Here is a 19825-nt window from a genome sequence, read left to right as displayed (position 1 = left end):
TGAATCGGGGCATAGGCACGCGAAAGCAAAGGGTAAAATCGTGATGTCCGACCCAGAGCCCCGCACTTTCCGCGCCCTGTTCATTTCCGACGTGCATCTCGGCTCGAAAGCGGCCAAGGCCGATTTCCTGATCGACTTCCTGCGTCATCACGACGCCGAGATCATCTATCTGGTCGGCGATATCGTCGACGGCTGGCGGCTGCGGCGCAACTGGCATTGGCCGCAGAGCCACAACGACGTGGTGCAGAAGCTGCTGCGCAAGGCGCGCAAGGGCGCCTCGATCACCTACATCGCCGGCAATCACGACGAATTCGCTCGCCAGTTCCAAGGCGTGCATTTCGGCGGCATCGTCGTCGCCGACCGCGCCATCCACGAGACCGCCGACGGCCGGCGGCTGCTGGTCATCCATGGCGACCAGTTCGACACGGTGGTGCACAACCAGCGCTGGCTGGCCTATCTCGGCGACTATGCCTATGACTCGGCGATGCTGATCAACCGCGCGGTGACCAAGCTGCGCCACCTGCTCGGCCTGCCTTACTGGTCGTTCTCGTCATGGGCGAAGGTCAAGGTGAAGAAGGCGGTGAACTTCATCGGCTCGTTCCAGACCGTGCTTTCGGAAGAGGCGCGGCGCTCGCATGTCGACGGCGTGATCTGCGGCCACATCCATCACGCCGCAATCGAGAACTATGGCGATGTGCAGTACATCAACACCGGCGACTGGGTGGAAAGCTGCACGGCGGTGGTCGAGCATTTCGACGGCCGCATGGAAATCCTGACCTGGGCGCATGTGCTGCCCGAGGCGTCAGCCGGCAATGAAGCGCTGGTGCCGGTCGATATCATCGACCTCAAAGGCAGGGCGGCTCAGGCGGCTTGAGCGCAGCTGCCTTTTCCCGGTTCAGCCTATTGTCTTCGCACTCAAGCTGGCCGCGCTCGCTTCCCCAGGCCCTTCCGTCAACAGCTTAGCCCTCGATCGATTGGTCCAGCCGGTTCCGTCACGCTTTGCTGCATGTTAGGGATCGAGACACGTTGCATGGGAGTCGAATGCAGCGAAATTGGATCGATTCATGTCGCTGCCGCCGCTATCGCCCGAACAGCTTGTTAAGCCGAGTCATTTCGAACTGCGCATGAGCCTGATCTTCGCGACCTTGTTCGTCTCGCAAGGCACGCATCTGCCTTACTTTCCGCTCTGGCTGCAGGCGAAAGGTTTTCATGCCGAGCAGATTGCGGTCATCCTGGCGGCGCCGATGTTCCTGCGCGTGTTGACGACGCCGATGCTGACCGCGCTTGCCGACCGGGCCCGGGATCGCGCCGATGTCTATATCGCGGTGGTTGCAGCCTCCATGGTCATCTCTGCCGGCTATTTCCTGCCGGCTACCTATGCCGTCGTGCTCGCCGTGTCGCTGCTTTTGACGATCGTCTGGACGCCGCATTCGCCGATGGCCGATTCGCTGGCGCTTTCGGGCGTGCGCCGTTTCGGCTCGAACTACACGGCCATGCGCAAATGGGGCTCGATCTCCTATCTGTGCGCCAATGTCGTGGGCGGGTTCATCCTGGCGGCCACCGGGCCGCAGACGGTCCCGGTCATCATCTTCATTGCGCTCGGCGCGGCCCTGGTCGCGGCGCTGCTGTCGCCGCGCATGGGACGGCCGCGCAAGGCCTCGCCGCTGTCGGCGACCGAGATCCAGCATAAGGCGCCGAGCCTGTTCAATGCCTACTTCCTCTCTTTCACGCTCGGCGTCGGCATCATCACCGCCAGCCATGCCTTCCTCTACGGCTTCGTCTCGATCTACTGGAAATCGATCGGAATCGGCGATTCCGTCGTTGGCCTGCTATGGGCCTGGGGCGTAGTGTCGGAAGTCTGCATGTTCGTGTTCTTCAACCGTATTTTTGCTTCCATCTCGGTCGCCAGGGTGATGGTGATCGCCGGCATCGGTTCGATCGTGCGCTGGATCACCTTTCCGCTGGTCTGGCCGCTCGGTCTGGGCGTCGTCGGCTTCTTCGGCGTCCAGACGCTGCATTCGGTATCGGTCGCGATGGTGTTGATCGGCCTGCAGAAGATGATCGGCGAAACGGTCTCCGAAGAGCGCACGGGCGCCGCGCAAGGCATCGCCTATTTCTTCAACGGCTTCTTCATGGCGGCGGTGACGCTCGCTTCAGGCCCGCTCTATGACCGTTTGGGCGTCGACGGTTTCTGGGCGATGATCCCGATCGCGGTCGTCGGCATGGTGCTGATAGGCCTAGCTTCCCGTTCAGCCCCAAAGCACCCTGTCGGGAGGTGAAACCAGCGATCCCCGGTAGACGAGGCCGGGCTCGCGATCTCGTGCCAGCAGCAGCGGACCGTCGAGATCGACGAAGTCGGCGTCCTGCGCGAGCAGCACCGCCGGGGCCATGGCGAGCGAGGTGCCGACCATGCAGCCCACCATGATGCCGAAGCCGAGTTCGCGCGCGCGGTCGCGCAAGTTCAACGCCTCGGTCAGGCCGCCGGATTTGTCGAGCTTGATGTTGACGGCGTCATAGAGCCCGACCAGCGCATCGAGGTCCCTTGCCGCATGCACGCTTTCGTCGGCGCAGACCGGCACCGGATGCGCGATCCGGCGCAGGATGTCGTCCTTGCCCGCCGGCAGCGGCTGTTCGACAAGCGCGACGCCGTGCCGCGCGGCGAAGCCAAGGTTCGCCTCGACATTTTCGTCGGTCCAGCCCTCGTTGGCATCCAGGATGATGCGGCTTTCGGGAGCGGCTTCCGTCACCGCGCGGATCCTTGCCATGTCGCCGTCGCCGCCGATCTTGACCTTGAGCAGGGGCCGCGCGGCATTGGCACGCGCTTGCGCCGCCATGGCGTCCGGTTCGGCGAGCGACAGCGTGTAGGCGGTTTCCAGCGGCGTCATCGGAAGGGCCGCAATTGCCGCCGCCACCGGCGTCCCGGTCAGCTTGGCCTCCAGGTCCCAAAGGGCGCAGTCGATGGCGTTTCGCGCGGCGCCGGCCGGCATGGCCGCGAGCAAGGCGATCCGGTCGATGCCGGCGACGATCGGATCGCGCATGGCCTCGATGGCCGCGCGCACCCCCTCCATGGTCTCGCCATAGCGTCTGTAGGGCACGCACTCGCCGCGCCCGGAACGTCCCCCGTCAGCGATCGTTACGGTGATGACTTCGGCCTCGGTTTTGGATCCGCGTGAGATGGTGAAGGTGCCGGCGATCGGGAATCGCTCCATTTCGACCGAAATGACACGCGCCATAATTTTCTTCTCCGGCTGTGCGACACCGGTCTGCCGGCAAATCGACACGCCAGTCCGGTCACGCTAAACAGGACGCCATGTTGACCATCCGCAAACGCGACGCAAGCGGCGAGCCCAAGGACGCCGAGCACCGGCCTCGCATCGCCGTGGGCGAGGAAGGCGGCGTGCTGGGCTGCGCCTTTTCCGGCGTGTGGACGACGCGCACCGTGGCGCTGGTCGATGCCGACATGCGCAAGATCGAGCAGAGAAGCGGCGCAAAACAGCTGATGCTCGACCTTTCCCACATTGAAAAGATGGACACCGCCGGCGCATGGCTTATCGACCGGTTGGCCAGCGCCTTCGAGAAGAAAGGCGTCGAGGTCCATTTGCAGGGACAGAGCGAGATCGCTTCGATCCTGCTCGGCGCGGTCGGCGATGCGGTTCGCCGGGAGCCCGAATCGGGTCCGTCCGGGCCGCCCAACATCATCTTACGCGCGCTGGAGCTGGTTGGCCGGCGGGTCTACGAGATGCGCGACGATTTCTTCGCCTCGATGAACATCCTCGGCGCCACGATCCGCGGCGCGCAGATGAAGCTCGGCCGCGGCCACGCGGTCAACCCGGCCGCGATCTTCAACCAGATTGATCGCATGGGCGTCGGCGCGATACCGGTGGTGGTGCTGATGTCGGCCATTGTCGGCGCCATCGTCGCCCAGCAGGGCGCCTACCAGCTCAGCTATTTCGGCGCCAACATCTTCGTCGTCGACCTCGTCGGCGTGCTGATCCTGCGCGAGCTCGGCGTGCTGATGACGGCGATCATGCTCGCCGGCCGTTCGGGCAGCGCCATCACCGCCGAGATCGGCTCGATGAAAATGCGCGAGGAGGTCGACGCGCTGAAGGTGATCGGCCTCAATCCGATCGGCGTGCTGGTCTTTCCGCGGCTCGTCGCGCTGGTGATCGGGCTGCCATGCCTCACGATCATCGCCAATTTTGCCGCGCTCGGCGGCGGCATCGTCGCCGCCTGGCTCTATTCCGACATCCCGCCGGCCGCGTTCATCGACAGGCTGCGCGTCGCCATCGACCTCAGCACCATCTTTGCCGGCCTGATCAAGGCGCCGTTCATGGCCCTGATCATCGGCATCATCGCTTCGGTCGAGGGCATGAAGGTCGGCGGCAGCGCCGAATCGCTGGGCCTGCACGTGACCGCGTCGGTGGTGAAGTCGATCTTCGTCGTCATCATCCTCGACGGGCTTTTCGCCATGTTCTACGCAGCGATCGGGTTCTGAGATGGCGAACGGCAACGGCGCCACGGCCGCGCAGGACACGAATGACGACGAGATCGTGCTTTCGGTTCGCGATGTCACCGTCGCCATCGGCGACAAGGTGATCCTCGACAAGCTCTCGCTCGATATCAAGCGCGGGGAAATCCTCGGCTTCGTCGGCGCTTCGGGCGCCGGCAAGTCGGTGCTGTTGCGCACCATATTGGGACTGATGCCGAAGCAATCGGGGACGATCAGCCTGTTCGGCGTCGACGTCGACAAGGCCAGCGACGCCGATCGCCTGCGCATCGACATGCGGCTTGGCGTCCTCTTCCAGCATGGCGCGCTGTTTTCAGCGCTGACGGTGATGGAAAACGTGCAGGTGCCGATGCGTGAATATCTCGACCTGCCCAAGGCGCTGATGGACGAGCTGGCATTGCTCAAGATCGAGCTGGTCGGGTTGCCGCCCGACGCCGCGCTGAAATTCCCGTCCGAACTGTCCGGCGGCATGATCAAGCGCGCGGCGCTGGCGCGCGCCCTGGCGCTCGATCCCGACATCGTCTTTCTCGACGAGCCGACCTCGGGGCTCGACCCGATCAGCGCCGCCGAGTTCGACGAGCTTGTCGTCAAGCTGCGCGACACGATGGATCTGACCGTCTACATGGTCACGCACGATCTCGACACGCTGTTTACCGCTTGCGATCACGTGGCGGTGCTCGGCAAGAAGAAGGTGCTGGTCGAAGGCACGATCGACGACATGCTGAAGAGCGACGAGCCGTGGGTGAAATCCTATTTCCGCGGAAAACGCGCCCGGCAACTTGATCTTGCGGCGCGCGCATAGCCATAAGTGGGGCGATGGAAACAAGAGCCAACTACGTAATCGTCGGCATCTTCACGCTGGGCGCGATCCTGGCGGCCTTCGCCTTCGTCTATTGGACGGCCGCCATCGGCAATAGGGGCGAGACGGCGATGCTGCGCGTGCGCATCCCGGGCTCGGCTTCCGGCCTCAGCCGCGGCAGCCTGGTGCTGTTCAACGGCGTCAGGGTGGGTGACGTGAAGAACGTCTATATCGACGGCGACGATCCGACCGTCGCCATCGCCGACGCCGAAATTGCCCGTTGGACGCCGATCACCAAATCGACGCAGGCCGATATCGGACTGACGGGCCTCAGCGGCCAGGCCAATATAGAGCTCAAGGGCGCCGATCCGAAGGAGACCAGGCTGCTCGACGAAGCGGAGAAGGAAGGCAAGGTCGCCGAAATCGTCGCCAATCCGTCCGCGGTCACCAACCTTTTGCAGACGGCGCAGAACATCTTCACCCGCGCCGACAAGGTGCTTGGCGAGCTCGAAGGCTTCACCAAGGACGTTCGCGGTCCGCTGACGCAGACGGTCAAGAACGTCGAGACCTTCTCGGACGCGCTGGCCAAGAATTCCGACGGCATCGACAAGTTCCTGTCGGCGGTGAGCTCGCTTTCGGATCAGCTGAAGAATGTCTCGGGCCGGCTCGACAGCACGCTGAAGGCCGCCGAAGGCCTGCTCAATTCCGTCGACAAGGACCAGATCAAGAGCATCGTGGCCAATGTCGATACGGTGACGACGAACCTGAAAGAGACCTCGAAGCAGTTCGACACCGTCATCGATAACGTCAACACGGCGGTCGGCTCGATCAACGACTTCGCCAAGCAGACGCAAGGTGCATTGGCCAAGGTCAACGGCGTGCTCGACGGCATCGATCCGGCCGACGTCAAGGCCGCTTTGGCCAACATCCAGAAGGCCAGCGCCAACGCCGACAAGGCGGCGTCCGACATCGCCAAGGTCACCGACAAGATCGCCAACCGTTCCGACGACATCAACGAGACCATCAAGGACGCCCGCCAGCTCGCGCAGCGCCTCAACGACGCTTCGGTGCGCGTCGATGGCATCCTCAAAAAGGTCGACAATCTCCTTGGCTCCGGCGAGGCCAACGGTGTCATGGCCGATGCCAGGGCGACATTGAAATCCTTCAAGCAGGTAGCCGACACGCTGAACTCCCGCCTCGGCACAATCGTCGACAACCTGTCGCGCTTCTCCGGCCAGGGCCTGCAGAACGTCGAGGGGCTGGTGCAGGACAGCCGGCGCTCGATCAATCGTATCGAGGAAGCGGTAACCGATCTGAGCCGCAACCCGCAGCGCATTCTGTCCGGCGGCGCCGGCGAGGTCCGGCAGTTCGATGGAAGGGCACGGCGTTGACTTCGGCCGCCGCGACCGTCAAGAAATGAACCGCAAATGCGGGTTGATCGTAAGATCCGGGGACAGCGGGGATCACGCGTGAAGTCGATCGGGGTGGTTGCGGATAGTTTGAGATCGTCCGCCGCAGCGTTGCTGGTGCTTGCGGTCGCCGGCTGCGCGGCCCTGGGCGGCAAGCCGGCGCCGCTCGACACATTCGAACTGTCCGCGCCGTCGCTCGATGTGCGTGCCCACAGCCGCCGCCAGATCCTGATCGCCCAGCCGTCGGCGCTCAAGGCGCTGGACAGCCAGAACATCGTCATAAGGCCTTCCGACCGGTCGATCCAGTTCCTCAAGGGCGCGCAATGGGCGGACCGGCTGCCATTGATCGTGCAAGCGAGGCTGGCCGAAACCTTCCAGCGCTCCGGCAGCTTTGCCGGCGTCGGAAAGCCAGGCGAGGGGCTGGCGATCGACTACCAGATCATAGTCGAGGTGCGCTCCTTCGAGGTGCGCGTCAATGGCGGCGAGCATGCCGATGTCGATCTGTTCGTGCGCATCCTGAACGACCGCAACGGCGAGGTGCGCGCCTCGAAGAGCTTCACCGCGAGCGCCCCGGTCTCTGGCAGCGGCAATGCGGCTTACGTCAGCGCGCTGGACGGCGCCTTCGGTCAGGCGGCGAAGGATATCGTCCGCTGGACGGATACGGTGATCTGAGGGAAATGGCCGTCAGTTTTGTTCAAAGGACGCTTTCGGTCGACGGTAAGGAGGTGACCTGCCGTTTCTTTTTGCCCGAGTTCGAGCAGGGGCGAGATTTCCAGTGCCGATATGAAATAGCGTGGCCCGAAGGTTCACGTTCTCGAAAAGCTTACGGGATCGACCAAGTGCAGGCGCTATTGCTCGCGATGCAAATGGCACATACTGACCTTCTATCAGAACGCGAAAATAGTGGACGCAAAGTACTATGGCTTGATCAGCGAAGCCTTGGATTGCCTATCGCGAACTCAATTCGTGATTTGGACCCCGACGGCGGTTTCTGACCGTGAGTCAGATAGAAAAAGGCGGGCTTTCGGCCCGCCTTTTTCGTTTCTTTTGATCAAGCACTGGCTCAGTGCAGCCGGCCGCTGGCATGGGCCAGCATGGTGTAGACCTTGCCGGTGTCGGACGTCAGGTAGGTCTGCGCCATGATGTTGTCGCGGTCGTTGCGCGAGACATCCTTGAGCAGCTTCTCGAAATCCTCGCAGTAACGGTCGACCGCGGCGCGGAATTCCGCCTCGGCCTGATACTTGCGGCGGATCTCGTCGAAGGTCTGCTGGCCCTTCAGCGTGTAGAGGCGACGGGTGAAGACGTCGCGCTCGCCCCGCCGGTAGCGGTTCCAGAGCTCGATCGAGGCGTCATGGTCGATGGCGCGGGCGATGTCGACGGAGAGCGAGTTGAGCGACTCCATGACATGCAGCGGCGAGCGCTGGGCAGGCGTCGCGCGCGGCGCTTCCACCGGTGCCGCCGGCCGCAGCTCTTCCTCACGCGAGGCATTGGTCAGGAGGTCGCGTACCCATCCGCCCTGCTGGGGCTTGCCGTTCGGATCGCGGCGCGGCGCCTCGGCGGGGCGTTCAAGGTCGAGCGTGCCGCGCAGCGTGGTCTCGGCGAGCGGCGCCTGCGGAGCGCGGGCCGTCGGTTGCGGTTGCTGCTGTGGCTGCGGCGCCGGGGGACGGCGCAGCGGCGGTTCGGCGGCCCGGGCCGGCGCCTGCGGAGCAGGGCGCAGACCGCGTGGCTCGCCCTGTTCGCTGCTGCCGCTGCGGCCGGATTTCGCAACGATATCCGACAGTTCCTTGAGCGCATTGATCTGTTCTGCGACAGCGCGACGAATGGCCGAGGTCGATTCCTTGGCCTCCTCCGGCATCTCGATCACGCCCTTCTTCAGCTCGGCGCGGGTAAGGTCGAGCTCGCTCTTGATCGAGCCTGCGGTGCGACGCATCTCTTCGGTCGCATCGGCGAAGCGGCGTGTCGCCGAATCGACGACGTCGGCGATGGCGGTGCGGATCTTTTCAGCCGATTCCATCGTGCGGCCCTCCGCGGTCTGCATCGTCTGGCCGACGAGGTTTTCGAAGGAGCGCATCACCTTCTCGAGGTCTTCCGACTTCTTGACCAGGCCGACGGCGAGGTCTTCCAGCGAGGACTGACGCTCCAGCGTGTGCTCGAGATTGCTTTGCGCGGAGCTGAGCAAATTCGAGGCGCTGGAGAGCAACCGGCTGTGCTCGTCGAACTTGGTCGCGATCGAGGCCACCTCGCGCAGCGTGGCCGAGGACAGGTCGGTGAGCCGCGTCGTATTGGAATCGACCAGACGCGCCGAACTGGCGAAAGTCTGGGCGGCCTTCTCCGTCGTCGTGGCGAAGCTCTGTGTGCTGCCGGAGAGCCGCTCCTCGACCTGGCCGAGATTGACGGCAGCCTGGTCGATCAACTGACCGAGCTGCGCGCTGGAGGTCGTCATGCGGCCGATAAGATCGGCCACGCTGTCGGCAAGCGACGAGCGGGCGCCTTCGACGGCCGACAGCGTCTCGGCCGTGCGGCTGGCGAGAGCATTGACGAGGTTCGTGTTCTCGCTGCGCAGCTTCTCGGCCGCCCGTTCGGTGACCTCTTCCATGCTGCGCTGCAGCTCGGAGCCGCCCTGCGCGAAGCGCTCGACCAGCGGCTTGGCCGTCTCGTCGAGGATTTTCGCCATCTCTGCCGAACGCGCCGCGAGCATGGTGTTGAGCTCGCGAGTGTTGGCGCCGATCGTGCGCGCGGCCTCGTTGGTGCTCTGGCCGATATGTTGGCCGACCGCAGTGAAGGTCTCGGCGATGACATTGGCGCGCGAGATGAGCTGGGCCTCGGCGCTGGAGACCTGCTCGTTGAGCTTCTGGCCCATGGTCTCGGCGGTGTAGGCGAAGCGGTTTTCCACGCTTGCCACCTGGTCCTCGACACGGGCGGCCGCGGCCGAGGCGCTTGCGGCCAACCGCTCGTCGGCTCCGGCCAGCGCCTGCTCGATCTCGCGGGCATGCACGGCAAGCTCCTGCCCGGTCTGGCGGGCACGGTCGGCGACGCGTTGTTCGGTCGCCGCGAAGGCGCCGACGATCGTGTCGGCATGCTCGCCGATGGTCGAGGTGCTCGAGGCGATACGCGACACCAGACGGCTGTCGGCGTCGTCGAAGATACGGGCAATTTCGGACGCCCGCGACGACAGTGCTTCCGAGCCCTCGGCGATACGCGAGATCAGATGCTGGTCGGCGCTGTCGAAGATGCGGCCGAGGTCCGAGGCTCGGGCGGCCAGCGCTTCGGCCGATTCGCTGATGCGCATCGAAAGCCGCTCGTCGGCGCCCTCGAAGTTGCGCAGGATGTCGCCGGCGCGGGCGGCCAGCGACTGCGCCGTCTCGACGGCGCGGGCAACCAGCTTCTGGTCGGCCGCGTCGAAGGTGTTGGCGATGTCGCCGGCGCGTGCGGCCAGCTTGTCGGCGGTTTCCTCGGCGCGGGCCATGAGCGAGTTCGAGGCATCGTCGGCGCGCGCCATCAGCATGTTGGACGTATCCTGGGCGCGCTCGTGCAGGCGGCGGTCCGCGGCCTCGAAAGCCTGCGCAATGTCCTCGGCCCTGGCAAGCAGCGCGGCGGAAGTCTGCTCGGCGCGTTCGGCGATCTTGCGGTCGGCGTCGCTGAAAGCCGCACCGGCCTGCTCGTGCAGGGTGCTGGTGATTTCCATGACCTTGTCGCGCAGCGCGCCCGCCACGAAGACCGCGGTCTTTTCCAGCACGCCGCGGACATTGTCGACGCCGGTCGACAGCGCACGCTCCATGGTGCCGGCGCGCTCCTCGATGACACCGGTCTGCCGGCTGAAGGCCTGCTCGATCTTCTCGACATCGGCGGCAATCGCCGCCGAGATATCGCTGCTTCGGGCAGCGATCTGGTCAATATGGCCGGAAACCGAACGGTCGACGTCCTTGCGCGCATCGGCAAGCTTGACGAGATCGTCCTCGAGGGCCTTGGCCAGAATGTTGCGGCCCTCGGACAGCTTGCCGACGTGGCCGGCGATGACGTCGTCGATCTCCGAGCGGCTTTCCGTCAGCTTCTGGAGGTCCGCTTCGAGGGCGCGCTTAAGGATATCGCGGCCTTCGGCGAGCTTCTCGACCTGGCCGGCGACCAGGCCGTCGATCGAGGAACGGCTTTCGGCGAGCTTGGCGAGGTCGGCTTCCAACGCACGCTTGAGGATGTCGCGGCCTTCCGCGAGCTTCTCGACCTGGCCGGACACCAGGCCGTCGATGCCGGCGCGGCTCTCGGCGAGCTTGGCAAGATCGTCCTCGAGCGCCTTGGACAGCGTCGCACGGTTCTGCGACAGTTGGTCGGCATGGGTCTGCATGAGGCCGCTGGCATTAGCCATATCGGTCTCCAGCGCACGCGAAAGCTCGGCGCGGTGACCGGTGATCTTCTGCGAATGATCGACGATCGCGCCCTGGATGGTGTTGAGGTCGGCTTCTAGCGCGCGCTTGAGGATGTCGCGGCCTTCGGCGAGCTTCTCGACCTGGCCGGCGACCAGCCCGTCAATGCTGGAGCGGCTCTCCGCCAGCTTGGCGAGATCGTCCTCCAGCGATTTCGACAGCACGGAACGGTCCTGAACGAGCCGGTTTTGATGGTCGGCGATGGCGCCGCTGACGGCCTGCAGGTCGGTTTCAAGCGCTTTCGAAAGCTGTGAGCGATCTTCCAGCACCCTGTCCGAATGTCCCGCTATGGCTCCCTTGATGGCGTTGATGTCGGCTTCCAGGGCACGCTTGAGGATGTCGCGGCCTTCGGCGAGCTTCTCGACCTGGCCGGCGACAAGGCCGTCGATCGAGGCTCGGCTTTCGGCGAGCTTGGCAAGGTCGGCTTCCAGCGTCTGCGACAGCAGGCTGCGGTCGTCGGCGAGCTTGCCGGCGTGGCTGTCGATCAGGCCGCGGATGCCGCTCAGATCGCTTTCAAGGGCGCGGCTGAGCTCGCCGCGGTCCTCGGCGAGCTTGGTCGAGTGGGTCTCGATCAGGCCGCGGATGCCGATGATGTCGGTCTCGAGCGCCTTGGCGAGCACGGCGCGGCCCTCGGCGATCTTCTCGACCTGACCGGCGACAAGGCCGTCGATGGAGGCGCGGCTGTCCTGCAGCTTGTTGAGATCGGCCTCCAGGGCGCGCGCCAGGATATTGCGGCCCTCGGCCAGCTTCCCGACATGGCCGGCGACCATTTCGTCAATCATCGTACGGGCTTGGACGAGCCTGCTGGAGTCTTCGTTCAAGACCTGGGACAGGCGATTGCGGCCTTCTTCGAGCTGCTCCAGATGGCTGCCCAGCGACGCATCGATGGCGGCGCGCGACTCGTTGACTTTGCGCAGGTCTTCTTCCAGCGCGCGCGAGATCAGGCCGCGGCCTTCGGCCAGCTTCTGCACCTGGTTGGTCACGGCGGCATCGATTGCCACGCGGCCTTCGGCGAATTTCGCCAGGTCCTCCTGCATGGCGGCAGCCATGCGCTCGCGACTCTCCGAAAGCGCGCGGCTGTGGTTCTCGACGGCTTCCTCGATGCCGACACGGGCATCGGCCAGCCGCTGGATGTCGGAATCGAATGAGCGCGACACGACATGCCGGGCCGCTTCCATGCGCCCGGCGAAGTCGGTGGCGCGGGCTTCGAGCATGGAAGAGGTCGACGAGATGATGTCCGCCATGTCGGCGCCGATCTGCGTCTTGCCCTGATCGATCATCGACGTCAGCTGGTCCTTGCTGTCGGCGAAGGTGTGCGCGATCTCGCGGGCGCGCTCGACCAGCGTCTCGTTGATCTGGCGGGCGCGGGCCTCAAGGGCGGCGTTGAGTTTCTGCGTGCCGGTGTCGAGCGCTTCGGCGCGGGTCTGGAATTCGCTGATCAGCGCCTGACCGCGCTCGGCCAGCGTCCGTTCGATGCCGCTGAGGCTCGTCTCGAACTCCGAACTCAAGGTGCGCGCCGCGCCGCCGAGCAGCGAGACCATGCCGTTGGTGCGGTCGTCGAGCAGGTCGGTCAGCGAGCGTGTAAGGCCATCCGTGGTGTCGGTCAGCTTGGCGATACGGGTGTCGAGGAGACTCGCGAAGGCCTCGCCGGAGGTCGAAAGACGGTCCGTGATGTTGTCCAGGCGCGATTCCACGGAATCGAAGATCGACGTCGAGCTTTCATTGATGCGGTCGATCAGCGTGTCGCCGGAATTGTTGATCGTCATCGACAGCTTGGTCGACGCGTTGAGGATCGAGTCGCGGATGATGTCGCTGGCCGAGCCGATCTCGTCGCGCAGCGTCTCGTGAGCGCTGGCGATGGAGGCGCGCACCCGCTCGGCATGGGTGACGACCGCCTCGCGCTCGCTGCCGAGACCGTCGACCAGCGAACGGATGCGGGCCTCGTTCTCGGAATAGGAGCGTTCGAGCTGGCTTACTTCGCCGTGGACGAGCGTTTCTAGCTCGACCGCGCGGGCCAGGGTGCGCTCGATGCCTTCGCCCATGGCCGCCACCTCCCGGCGAACGGCCTGGCCGATCATCATGACACGGTCCTGGGCGAGGTTTTCGGGCTCCGCCAGGCGGAAGGCGACCTCGGTCATAGATTGCGCGGCGAGGCGCATTTCCTGCGCGCGCCGGATCATGGCGGCGAACGCCCAGAACAGGATGACCGGAACGATCGCGGCAACCGCCAGGCCGATGAGCTCAGGACGGGCGAAGAACTGGTCGAAGGTACGGATGTTCCAGATGCCGGGGCCGAACAACAGGTTGGCCAGGCCGCCGGCGCCGGCGATCCAGGCCAGCGAGATAAAGGCGATCACCCAGTAGACGGTGCTGGACGCACGGCGATTGAGGCTGTGCAGCAGCGTCTTGTAGTCCTTCTGGCGGTCGTCATTGGCGGGCGTGAAGCCGGCGGGAGGCGTAAAGCCGGACGGCTGCCCGTTGCGCGACTCGACCGGGCGCAACTCGGCCGGCTTGGCCGCGGGCGTCCTGGGAGGCTGGGGGCTGGCAGGCTGGGGATTGTTTGCGGGCTCCGTCCTCTGGCTGCGCCCTTCGCGCGCTAGCTCGTCGGCCGCCGCCGAAATCTGCGCTTCGAGATCCTCCATCGACGCCGCCATGTCGAGGCCGCCTTCGTCGCCGTTAAGGTCAAGGTCAAGCGCCTTTTCCAGTTCCGCGGCCACGTCATTCTCGAGAGACTTCGTCGTCGTTGGTTTCTTAGCCATGCCTTCGCTACCCTGTACTAGCTGCCGCGGGACTTATGATTTTGGCCTGATTCTGGCCCGATTCTGGCTTGTCTATCCCGCGCAGGAGGCTGAAAAATGGACCTTCGTATCGTAATGACACACAGGGGTAAAGAAAACATGCATTCCGGGCGATACGTAAAACTTTAAATATAAGGTTAACGGAGACGTGATCCGGCTGCCTCCGTGACAACATTTTTCCTCTGCAGTCGTTAACCCGTTGGCGACCGGGAGCGCCTATTTTCGTGGGCCCGTCTGCCCGCTTGATGGAGTTGCAGTGCGTATGCGTGGCGAAAGTGGAATTGCGTTTTCCATGCCGGGGGGCGACGCCTCCGGAACGGCTGGAGCCCGACCGGTGGATCTCGGCCATCTGGCACGCCAGACAATGGGCGACCGCGACCTCGAACGCGAGGTGCTGGCGCTGTTCGTGCACCAGTCGCTGTCGGTCCGCGACCAGATCGCGGATGCCGACGCCAGGCAAAGGGTGCTTCTGGCGCATGGCCTGAAGGGCTCGGCGCGCGGCATCGGCGCCTTTGCGGTGGCCGACTGCGCGGCGATCATCGAAACCCAGCCGGAAAACGTCCGGGCGCTTAAGCGGCTCAGCACGCTGATCGAGGAAGTGCGCGACTTCATCGCCGGCATCAGCCGCTAGAGCGGTTCAGCGTTTCATGGAATCGCTGACTCGCTCCAGCTCTTTATTTTTACGCAATTCCGGACGGAAAACCGCTGCGCACTTTTCCTGGAATTGCTTGAGTATCCCACCTTTCTGAAAAACGTCATTTCGTGGCGCTTTCGCGCCGCAGTTGACTTGTCCGGCAGAGTGATTATCTCGGCTGCGACTCCTCAGGTGACTTAATGACCAAGCTGACTTACATCGCCCATGACGGGACCCGGTTTGACGTGGAAGCCGAAAACGGCTCGACGGTGATGGAAAACGCGATCCGCAATGCGGTTCCGGGCATCGAAGCCGAATGCGGCGGCGCCTGTGCCTGCGCGACCTGCCATGTCTATGTCGACGAAGCCTGGACAGCGGAGGTCGGCGAGCCGGAGGCGATGGAGGAGGACATGCTGGATTTCGCCTACGAGGTCCAGCCGAACTCACGCCTCTCCTGCCAGATCAAGGTGCGCGACGCGCTGGACGGGCTGGTGGTTCGGGTCCCCGCGCGCCAGGGTTAAGACGCGTCGATATTCAGGTGAGGCCGGCCTGCAAATGGCGATTTCCTGCGCTTCCGGTGCTCACGTACTTTTAGTACGCTCCGCTCCGGTGCTCGGAACCCGCCATTTTCGACTCGGCCTGACCTGAATCTCGACACATCTTGGCTGCTTCCCAATATTCTTTCGCGCCGGCAGCTTGGCAGCGGCCGATAGCTCATGCAGTCTCGCCGCATTCCCAATCAGGGCGCAGCGCATGACCGATACCATCAAAACGGACGTTCTCATTGTCGGGGCAGGGCCGATCGGCCTGTTCGCCGTGTTCGAGCTCGGCCTGCTCGACATGAAATGCCATCTGATCGACATTCTCGATCGTCCCGGCGGCCAATGCGCCGAGCTCTATCCTGAAAAGCCGATCTACGACATTCCAGGCTGGCCGACGATCTCCGCGCAAGGCCTCGTCGACAAGCTCATGGAGCAGATCCATCCGTTCAAGCCGGACTTCACCTTCAACCGCATGGTGTCGAGCCTTGAAAAGCTGGAGGACGGCAGTTTCCGCGTCGCCACCGACGAAGGTGAATTGTTCGAAGCCAAGGTGGTGGTGATCGCCGCAGGCGGCGGCTCGTTCCAGCCCAAGCGTCCGCCCATTCCGGGCATTGAGGAGTACGAAGGCAAGAGCGTGTTCTATTCGGTCCGGCGCATGGAGGAATTTCGCGGCCACGATCTCGTCATCGTCGGCGGCGGCGATTCCGCGCTCGACTGGACGCTCAACCTGCAGCCGATCGCCAAGAGCGTGACGCTGGTGCATCGCCGCCCGGAATTCCGGGCCGCGCCCGACAGCGTCAACAAGATGTATGCCATGCATGAGATGAAGCAGCTCGAATTCCTGGTCGGCCAGGTCAGCGGCCTTGCCGGCGGCGGCGGTCAGCTGTCGTCGGCGACCATCAAGGGCGGCCCGGATGGCGACGTCGAGGTGCCGTGCACCCGCATGCTGCCATTCTTCGGCCTCACCATGAAGCTCGGGCCGATCGCCGAATGGGGCCTTAACCTGCATGAGAACCTGATCCCGGTGGATACCGAGAAGTTCCAGACGTCGATCCCGGGCATCTTTGCGGTCGGCGACATCAACTGGTATCCAGGCAAGCTCAAGCTGATCCTGTCAGGCTTCCATGAGGTGGCGCTGATGGCGCAGGCCGCCAAGCGGATCGTCAGCCCGGGCGAGCGCATCGTCTTTCAGTACACGACCTCGTCGACCAGCCTGCAGAAGAAGCTCGGCGTGCATGATTAAGGCGTATTGATATTCAGGTGATGCCGGACTGCGAACGGCAGCTTCCTGCGCTTCCGGCCTTCGCCGGCCGAAGCACTCACGAATGGCGGGGCGGCTAAAATAAGGCTACGGCCGGCGTAGGCCGGTGCTCACGTACTTCAAGTACGCCCCGCTCCGGTTCTCGGAAACTGCCCTTCTCGACTCGGCCTGACCTGAATCTCAACACGCCTTCAAGCGATCTACTCCGCAAGCGCGGGCGCGGTTTGCTCGTCGTGGCCGCGCAGTTCTTTTTCGGGCATCAGGGCCAGCGTGATCAGCGCCAGGACGAGCGTTGCTCCGGCGGCGACGAATATCATCACGAACGGCAACGCCGATGCCGGATGGATATGCGTCTGCGAGCCTTCTGAGGACAATGGCAGTCCGTAGCCGAGCGCGACGGCGCCGAGCATGGCCACGCCGAGCGCGCCGCCCAGCGTGCGCAGGAAGGTCAGGACGCCCGTCGCGACACCGAGATGCGCGCGATCAACGGCATTCTGGACCGAGACGGTGGCAACCGGGAATGTCGTTCCGCTGCCCAGGCCAATCAGAGTGGTCAGGATCTCCACCTCGAGCAGCGAGGCGTGTTCCGCAATGGCACTGAGCACGCCAATGCAGACGATGGCCAGGCTGACGCCAATCATGGCGATGCGCTTGTAATGGACAAAGCGCGGGATCGTGCGGCCGCTGAAGGTCGCGCCGGCGACCGTGCCGAGCAGCAGGCCGAGCATCGCGGTGCCGGATTCGCTGACCGAAAGCCCGACGACCGATTGCAGATAGACCGGCAGGTATACCGAGGCGCCGATATTAGCGGCCTGCAGCAGGAACATCGATAGCGTGCCGGCGAGCACGATCGGGTTGCTCAAGACTTCCAGCGAGATCAAAGGCTCGGCCGCCTTGAGCAGCCTGAGCGCGAAGAAGGCCCAGAACACCACCGAACAGGCAACCAGTCCGAGGATTTCGCGGGAAAACCAGGGATAGGCGCTGCCGCCCCAGCTGAGCGCCAGGAGCAGAAGCGTCGTGGCGACAACCAGCAGCACGGCGCCCAAGCCGTCGATGCGATGGTTCTTGGCCGCGACCGGCAGCTTCTTCAACGGGTTGTTGATGATGGCCATGGCCAGGAAGCCGATCGGCAGGTTGATCCAGAAGATCAGCGACCAGTGCAGATGCTCGGCAAACACGCCGCCGAGCAGCGGGCCGGCGACGCTGGCGACCGCCCAAGTGCCTGCGATCCAGGCCGCATAGCGGGCGCGCTCGCGCGGCGGCACGAGATCGCCGATGACCGTCTGGGCCAGCGCGAAGAGACCGCCGCCGCCGGCGCCCTGGATGGCGCGGCCGATGACCAGCACCAGCATGTTGGGAGCAAGCGCGCTGACCAGCGACCCGAGCAGGAAGACGAGGATGGCGGCGTAGATGACGGGGCGACGTCCGTAGACATCGGAAATCTTGCCGTAGAGCGGCGCCATTGCGGTCGCGGTCAGAAGATAGCCGGTGACGATCCACGGCAGATATTCGGCATGGCCGAGCGCGCCGGCGATCGTCGGCAGGGCAGGGGCTACGATGGTCTGATCAAGGGCCGCCAGCAGCATAGACAACAGCACGCCGCCGATGATGGCATTCTTCTCGCTCTCGCTCATCATCGGCGCGGCTTTCGGCGCCATCGTCCGGTTCTCGACGGTCTGGTCCATGCGTCATTCTTTCAAAGGCTGGTACTTGGTGCGCCAAGACAGCTTTGGCCGGTCGCACCTGTCATTTCTCATTGTGGACCCGAGGCTTTGGCGCTTCGAACCCGCATTATGTCGTTCGATATAGGCCGATTTCGACCATCACTCGAAAGTTTTTCCGGTCTGGCACCATGCTTGGATGAAATTGGCCCCGGACAGGGCTCGGCTCTCAAGTCAAGGCGGCGGCAACTGGCCGGCTTCGACACGCTCCATCCGGTAGCGCATCAGCCGAAGGATACGGCTTTCGAAATTGACGCTCTCGACGCGGTCGAAGCGGACCTGGTCCTGATCGTGCATGGCGAGCTCGGCTACCTGGACCGCGGCGGCGTTGAGCTTCGCCTGCTCGCAGGTCTTTTGCGGCGGGATTGCCTTCAGCGCATCCTCCAGCAGGCGCGCGTGGTTCTTGGCGATCTCTACATGGCGCTCCTCATGCCGCTTGATGTCGGCAGAGAGCGTGTCCCAGAACAGCCTGACGCCGGGATCGGCTTTGCGCGGGCGCCGCCATTCGGGGAGGATCACCTTGACCTTCACGGTGACGGCCGCGTCGGCGACACGGCAGGACCCGGCGCTCTGCGCGTAGCTGATGCGGGTGGCGAAGGCCATTTGGGTGGCGCCGGGATGCCGCGACCCGGTGCTCTTCACCTCGGGGCCGTTTTTCGACAGCTGGTTCTGGATATCGTCGAGCGTGCGGCCGCCGACGCTGAAATAGCTGTAGGTCTTGACCAGACTGGCCGCGCCTGCCGGCATGGCGGTGATCGAGAGCATCAGGGCGCAGAGCAGCGATCGGTTCATCATATTGCCTCTTCACGCACCTTGCTTTAGGGCCGTCGCCAGCGCAACGGAATTGATTTCGCGCGGATCACGCATGGTTGATGGACAATGACGACAAGGCGATGGCAGCTGGCGCATGGACGCTATCTCGACCTCGGCCCGAAGGCGGTCGTCGCGGGCATCCTCAACGTGACGCCCGACAGCTTTTCGGACGGCGGCCTGTTCGTCGCGCCCGAGAAGGCGCTGGAGCAGGCGCGCCGCATGGTCAAGGAAGGCGCGGCGATCATCGATGTCGGCGGGGAGTCGACGCGGCCGGGTTTTGCCCCGATCACAGCCGAAGAAGAGCAGGCGCGCGTGCTGCCGGTCATCGCGGCGCTCGCCGCTTCCGGCGAGGCGCTGATCTCGGTCGACACCTATCGCGAGGACACCGCGCGGCTTGGCGTCGCCGCCGGCGCCCATATCGTCAACGACGTCTGGGGGTTGCAGCGTGAGCCGGGCATCGCGCGCGTCGCCGCCGAGACAGGCGCCGGGCTCGTCATCATGCATACCGGGCGCGAACGGCAGAAGCTGCCCGACGTGATCGAGGACCAGTTCCTGTTCCTGCGCAAATCGCTGGAGATCGCGCGCGCCGGCAATGTCGCCGACAGCCAGATCGTGCTCGATGCCGGCTTCGGCTTCGCCAAGGAAACGGCGGAGGAAAACCTCGACCTGATGGCGCGGTTTTCCGAGCTTCAGGCGCTCGGCTACCCGTTGATGGCCGGAACCTCGCGCAAGCGCTTCATCGGCACAGCCACCGGGCGCGATCCCGCGGAACGGGCTGCCGGCACGGCGGCCACCAGTGTCATCCTACGCTTGAAGGGAGCCGACCTGTTTCGCGTCCACGATGTCGCAATCAACGTGGATGCGCTGGCGGTCACCGATGCTATGCTTCAACGCGAAAACGAGCTTCCTCCCGGACACTGATC

Annotated in this window: 15 protein-coding genes; 11 read left to right on the top strand and 4 right to left on the bottom strand. The window is 64.4% G+C overall.

The genetic code is table 11. From position 1 onward, the window contains the following. Positions 1-43 precede the first annotated feature (43 nt). Together FJ419_RS16085 and FJ419_RS16080 are read left to right on the top strand one after the other, a co-directional pair. Positions 44-874 (top strand): UDP-2,3-diacylglucosamine diphosphatase, encoded by an 831-nt coding sequence (locus FJ419_RS16085; RefSeq protein ID WP_140694938.1) that lies wholly within the window; start codon positions 44-46, stop codon positions 872-874. 190 nt (positions 875-1064) lie between these two features. Then, entirely contained in the window at positions 1065-2279 is a 1215-nt protein-coding gene (locus tag FJ419_RS16080) for an MFS transporter (protein ID WP_140694935.1), read from the top strand. Here the strand turns inward: FJ419_RS16080 and dgcA are convergent. Next, positions 2250-3233 carry an N-acetyl-D-Glu racemase DgcA gene (gene dgcA, locus FJ419_RS16075; RefSeq protein ID WP_140694932.1) on the bottom strand — a complete coding sequence of 328 codons (984 nt, stop codon included), beginning with the start codon at positions 3231-3233 and terminating at the stop codon, positions 2250-2252. The genes FJ419_RS16080 and dgcA overlap by 30 nt on opposite strands. Before the next feature lie 77 nt (positions 3234-3310). Between dgcA and FJ419_RS16070 the strand changes: the two genes are divergently transcribed. From FJ419_RS16070 to FJ419_RS16050, 5 genes are read left to right on the top strand one after another with little or no spacing between them, the layout of a single operon-like run. Further along, the gene (locus FJ419_RS16070; RefSeq protein WP_140694929.1) at positions 3311-4495 is read left to right on the top strand and encodes an ABC transporter permease; all 1185 of its coding nucleotides are present in this window, start codon (positions 3311-3313) and stop codon (positions 4493-4495) included. A gap of 1 nt (position 4496) precedes the next feature. Next, positions 4497-5309 (top strand): ABC transporter ATP-binding protein, encoded by an 813-nt coding sequence (locus FJ419_RS16065; RefSeq protein ID WP_140694926.1) that lies wholly within the window; start codon positions 4497-4499, stop codon positions 5307-5309. A gap of 14 nt (positions 5310-5323) precedes the next feature. Then, positions 5324-6697: an MlaD family protein gene (locus FJ419_RS16060; RefSeq protein ID WP_140694923.1), complete on the top strand. Its 1374-nt coding sequence runs from the start codon at positions 5324-5326 to the stop codon at positions 6695-6697. Positions 6698-6733: 36 nt separating this feature from the next. After that, entirely contained in the window at positions 6734-7387 is a 654-nt protein-coding gene (locus FJ419_RS16055) for an ABC-type transport auxiliary lipoprotein family protein (RefSeq protein ID WP_140694920.1), read from the top strand. A gap of 5 nt (positions 7388-7392) precedes the next feature. After that, positions 7393-7710 carry a hypothetical protein gene (locus tag FJ419_RS16050; protein ID WP_140627668.1) on the top strand — a complete coding sequence of 106 codons (318 nt, stop codon included), beginning with the start codon at positions 7393-7395 and terminating at the stop codon, positions 7708-7710. 68 nt (positions 7711-7778) lie between these two features. On the opposite strand, the gene FJ419_RS16045 is transcribed toward FJ419_RS16050, so the two are convergent. Beyond that, complete coding sequence (locus FJ419_RS16045; RefSeq protein WP_140694917.1) at positions 7779-13892, bottom strand: kinesin; 6114 nt, start codon at positions 13890-13892, stop codon at positions 7779-7781. A 301-nt stretch (positions 13893-14193) separates the two neighbouring features. Between FJ419_RS16045 and FJ419_RS16040 the strand changes: the two genes are divergently transcribed. The 3 genes from FJ419_RS16040 to FJ419_RS16030 all read left to right on the top strand — a co-directional run bounded on the left by FJ419_RS16040 (position 14194) and on the right by FJ419_RS16030 (position 16350). Next, entirely contained in the window at positions 14194-14562 is a 369-nt protein-coding gene (locus FJ419_RS16040) for an Hpt domain-containing protein (RefSeq protein ID WP_140694915.1), read from the top strand. A gap of 203 nt (positions 14563-14765) precedes the next feature. Further along, positions 14766-15086, top strand: a complete 321-nt coding sequence (locus tag FJ419_RS16035; protein WP_095765250.1) for a 2Fe-2S iron-sulfur cluster-binding protein — start codon at positions 14766-14768, stop codon at positions 15084-15086. A 232-nt stretch (positions 15087-15318) separates the two neighbouring features. Beyond that, on the top strand, positions 15319-16350 hold the full coding sequence (locus FJ419_RS16030; RefSeq protein ID WP_140542793.1) for an NAD(P)/FAD-dependent oxidoreductase: 1032 nt from the start codon (positions 15319-15321) through the stop codon (positions 16348-16350). Positions 16351-16568: 218 nt separating this feature from the next. Here FJ419_RS16030 and FJ419_RS16025 read toward each other — a convergent pair whose 3' ends face one another. Both FJ419_RS16025 and FJ419_RS16020 read right to left on the bottom strand, forming a co-directional pair. Then, the gene (locus FJ419_RS16025; RefSeq protein ID WP_140694912.1) at positions 16569-18053 is read right to left on the bottom strand and encodes an MDR family MFS transporter; all 1485 of its coding nucleotides are present in this window, start codon (positions 18051-18053) and stop codon (positions 16569-16571) included. A 210-nt stretch (positions 18054-18263) separates the two neighbouring features. Then, the gene (locus FJ419_RS16020; RefSeq protein WP_140694910.1) at positions 18264-18884 is read right to left on the bottom strand and encodes a DUF922 domain-containing protein; all 621 of its coding nucleotides are present in this window, start codon (positions 18882-18884) and stop codon (positions 18264-18266) included. Between the two features lie 84 nt (positions 18885-18968). On the opposite strand from FJ419_RS16020, the gene folP reads away from it, so the two are divergent. Continuing rightward, on the top strand, positions 18969-19823 hold the full coding sequence (folP, locus tag FJ419_RS16015) for a dihydropteroate synthase (protein WP_140694907.1): 855 nt from the start codon (positions 18969-18971) through the stop codon (positions 19821-19823). Positions 19824-19825: the final 2 nt, after the last annotated feature.

The sequence above is a fragment of the Mesorhizobium sp. B2-6-2 genome (genome assembly GCF_006440615.1).
In the GTDB taxonomy this organism is placed as follows: Bacteria; Pseudomonadota; Alphaproteobacteria; order Rhizobiales; family Rhizobiaceae; genus Mesorhizobium.
This window is presented reverse-complemented; position numbering and strand designations above follow the sequence as displayed.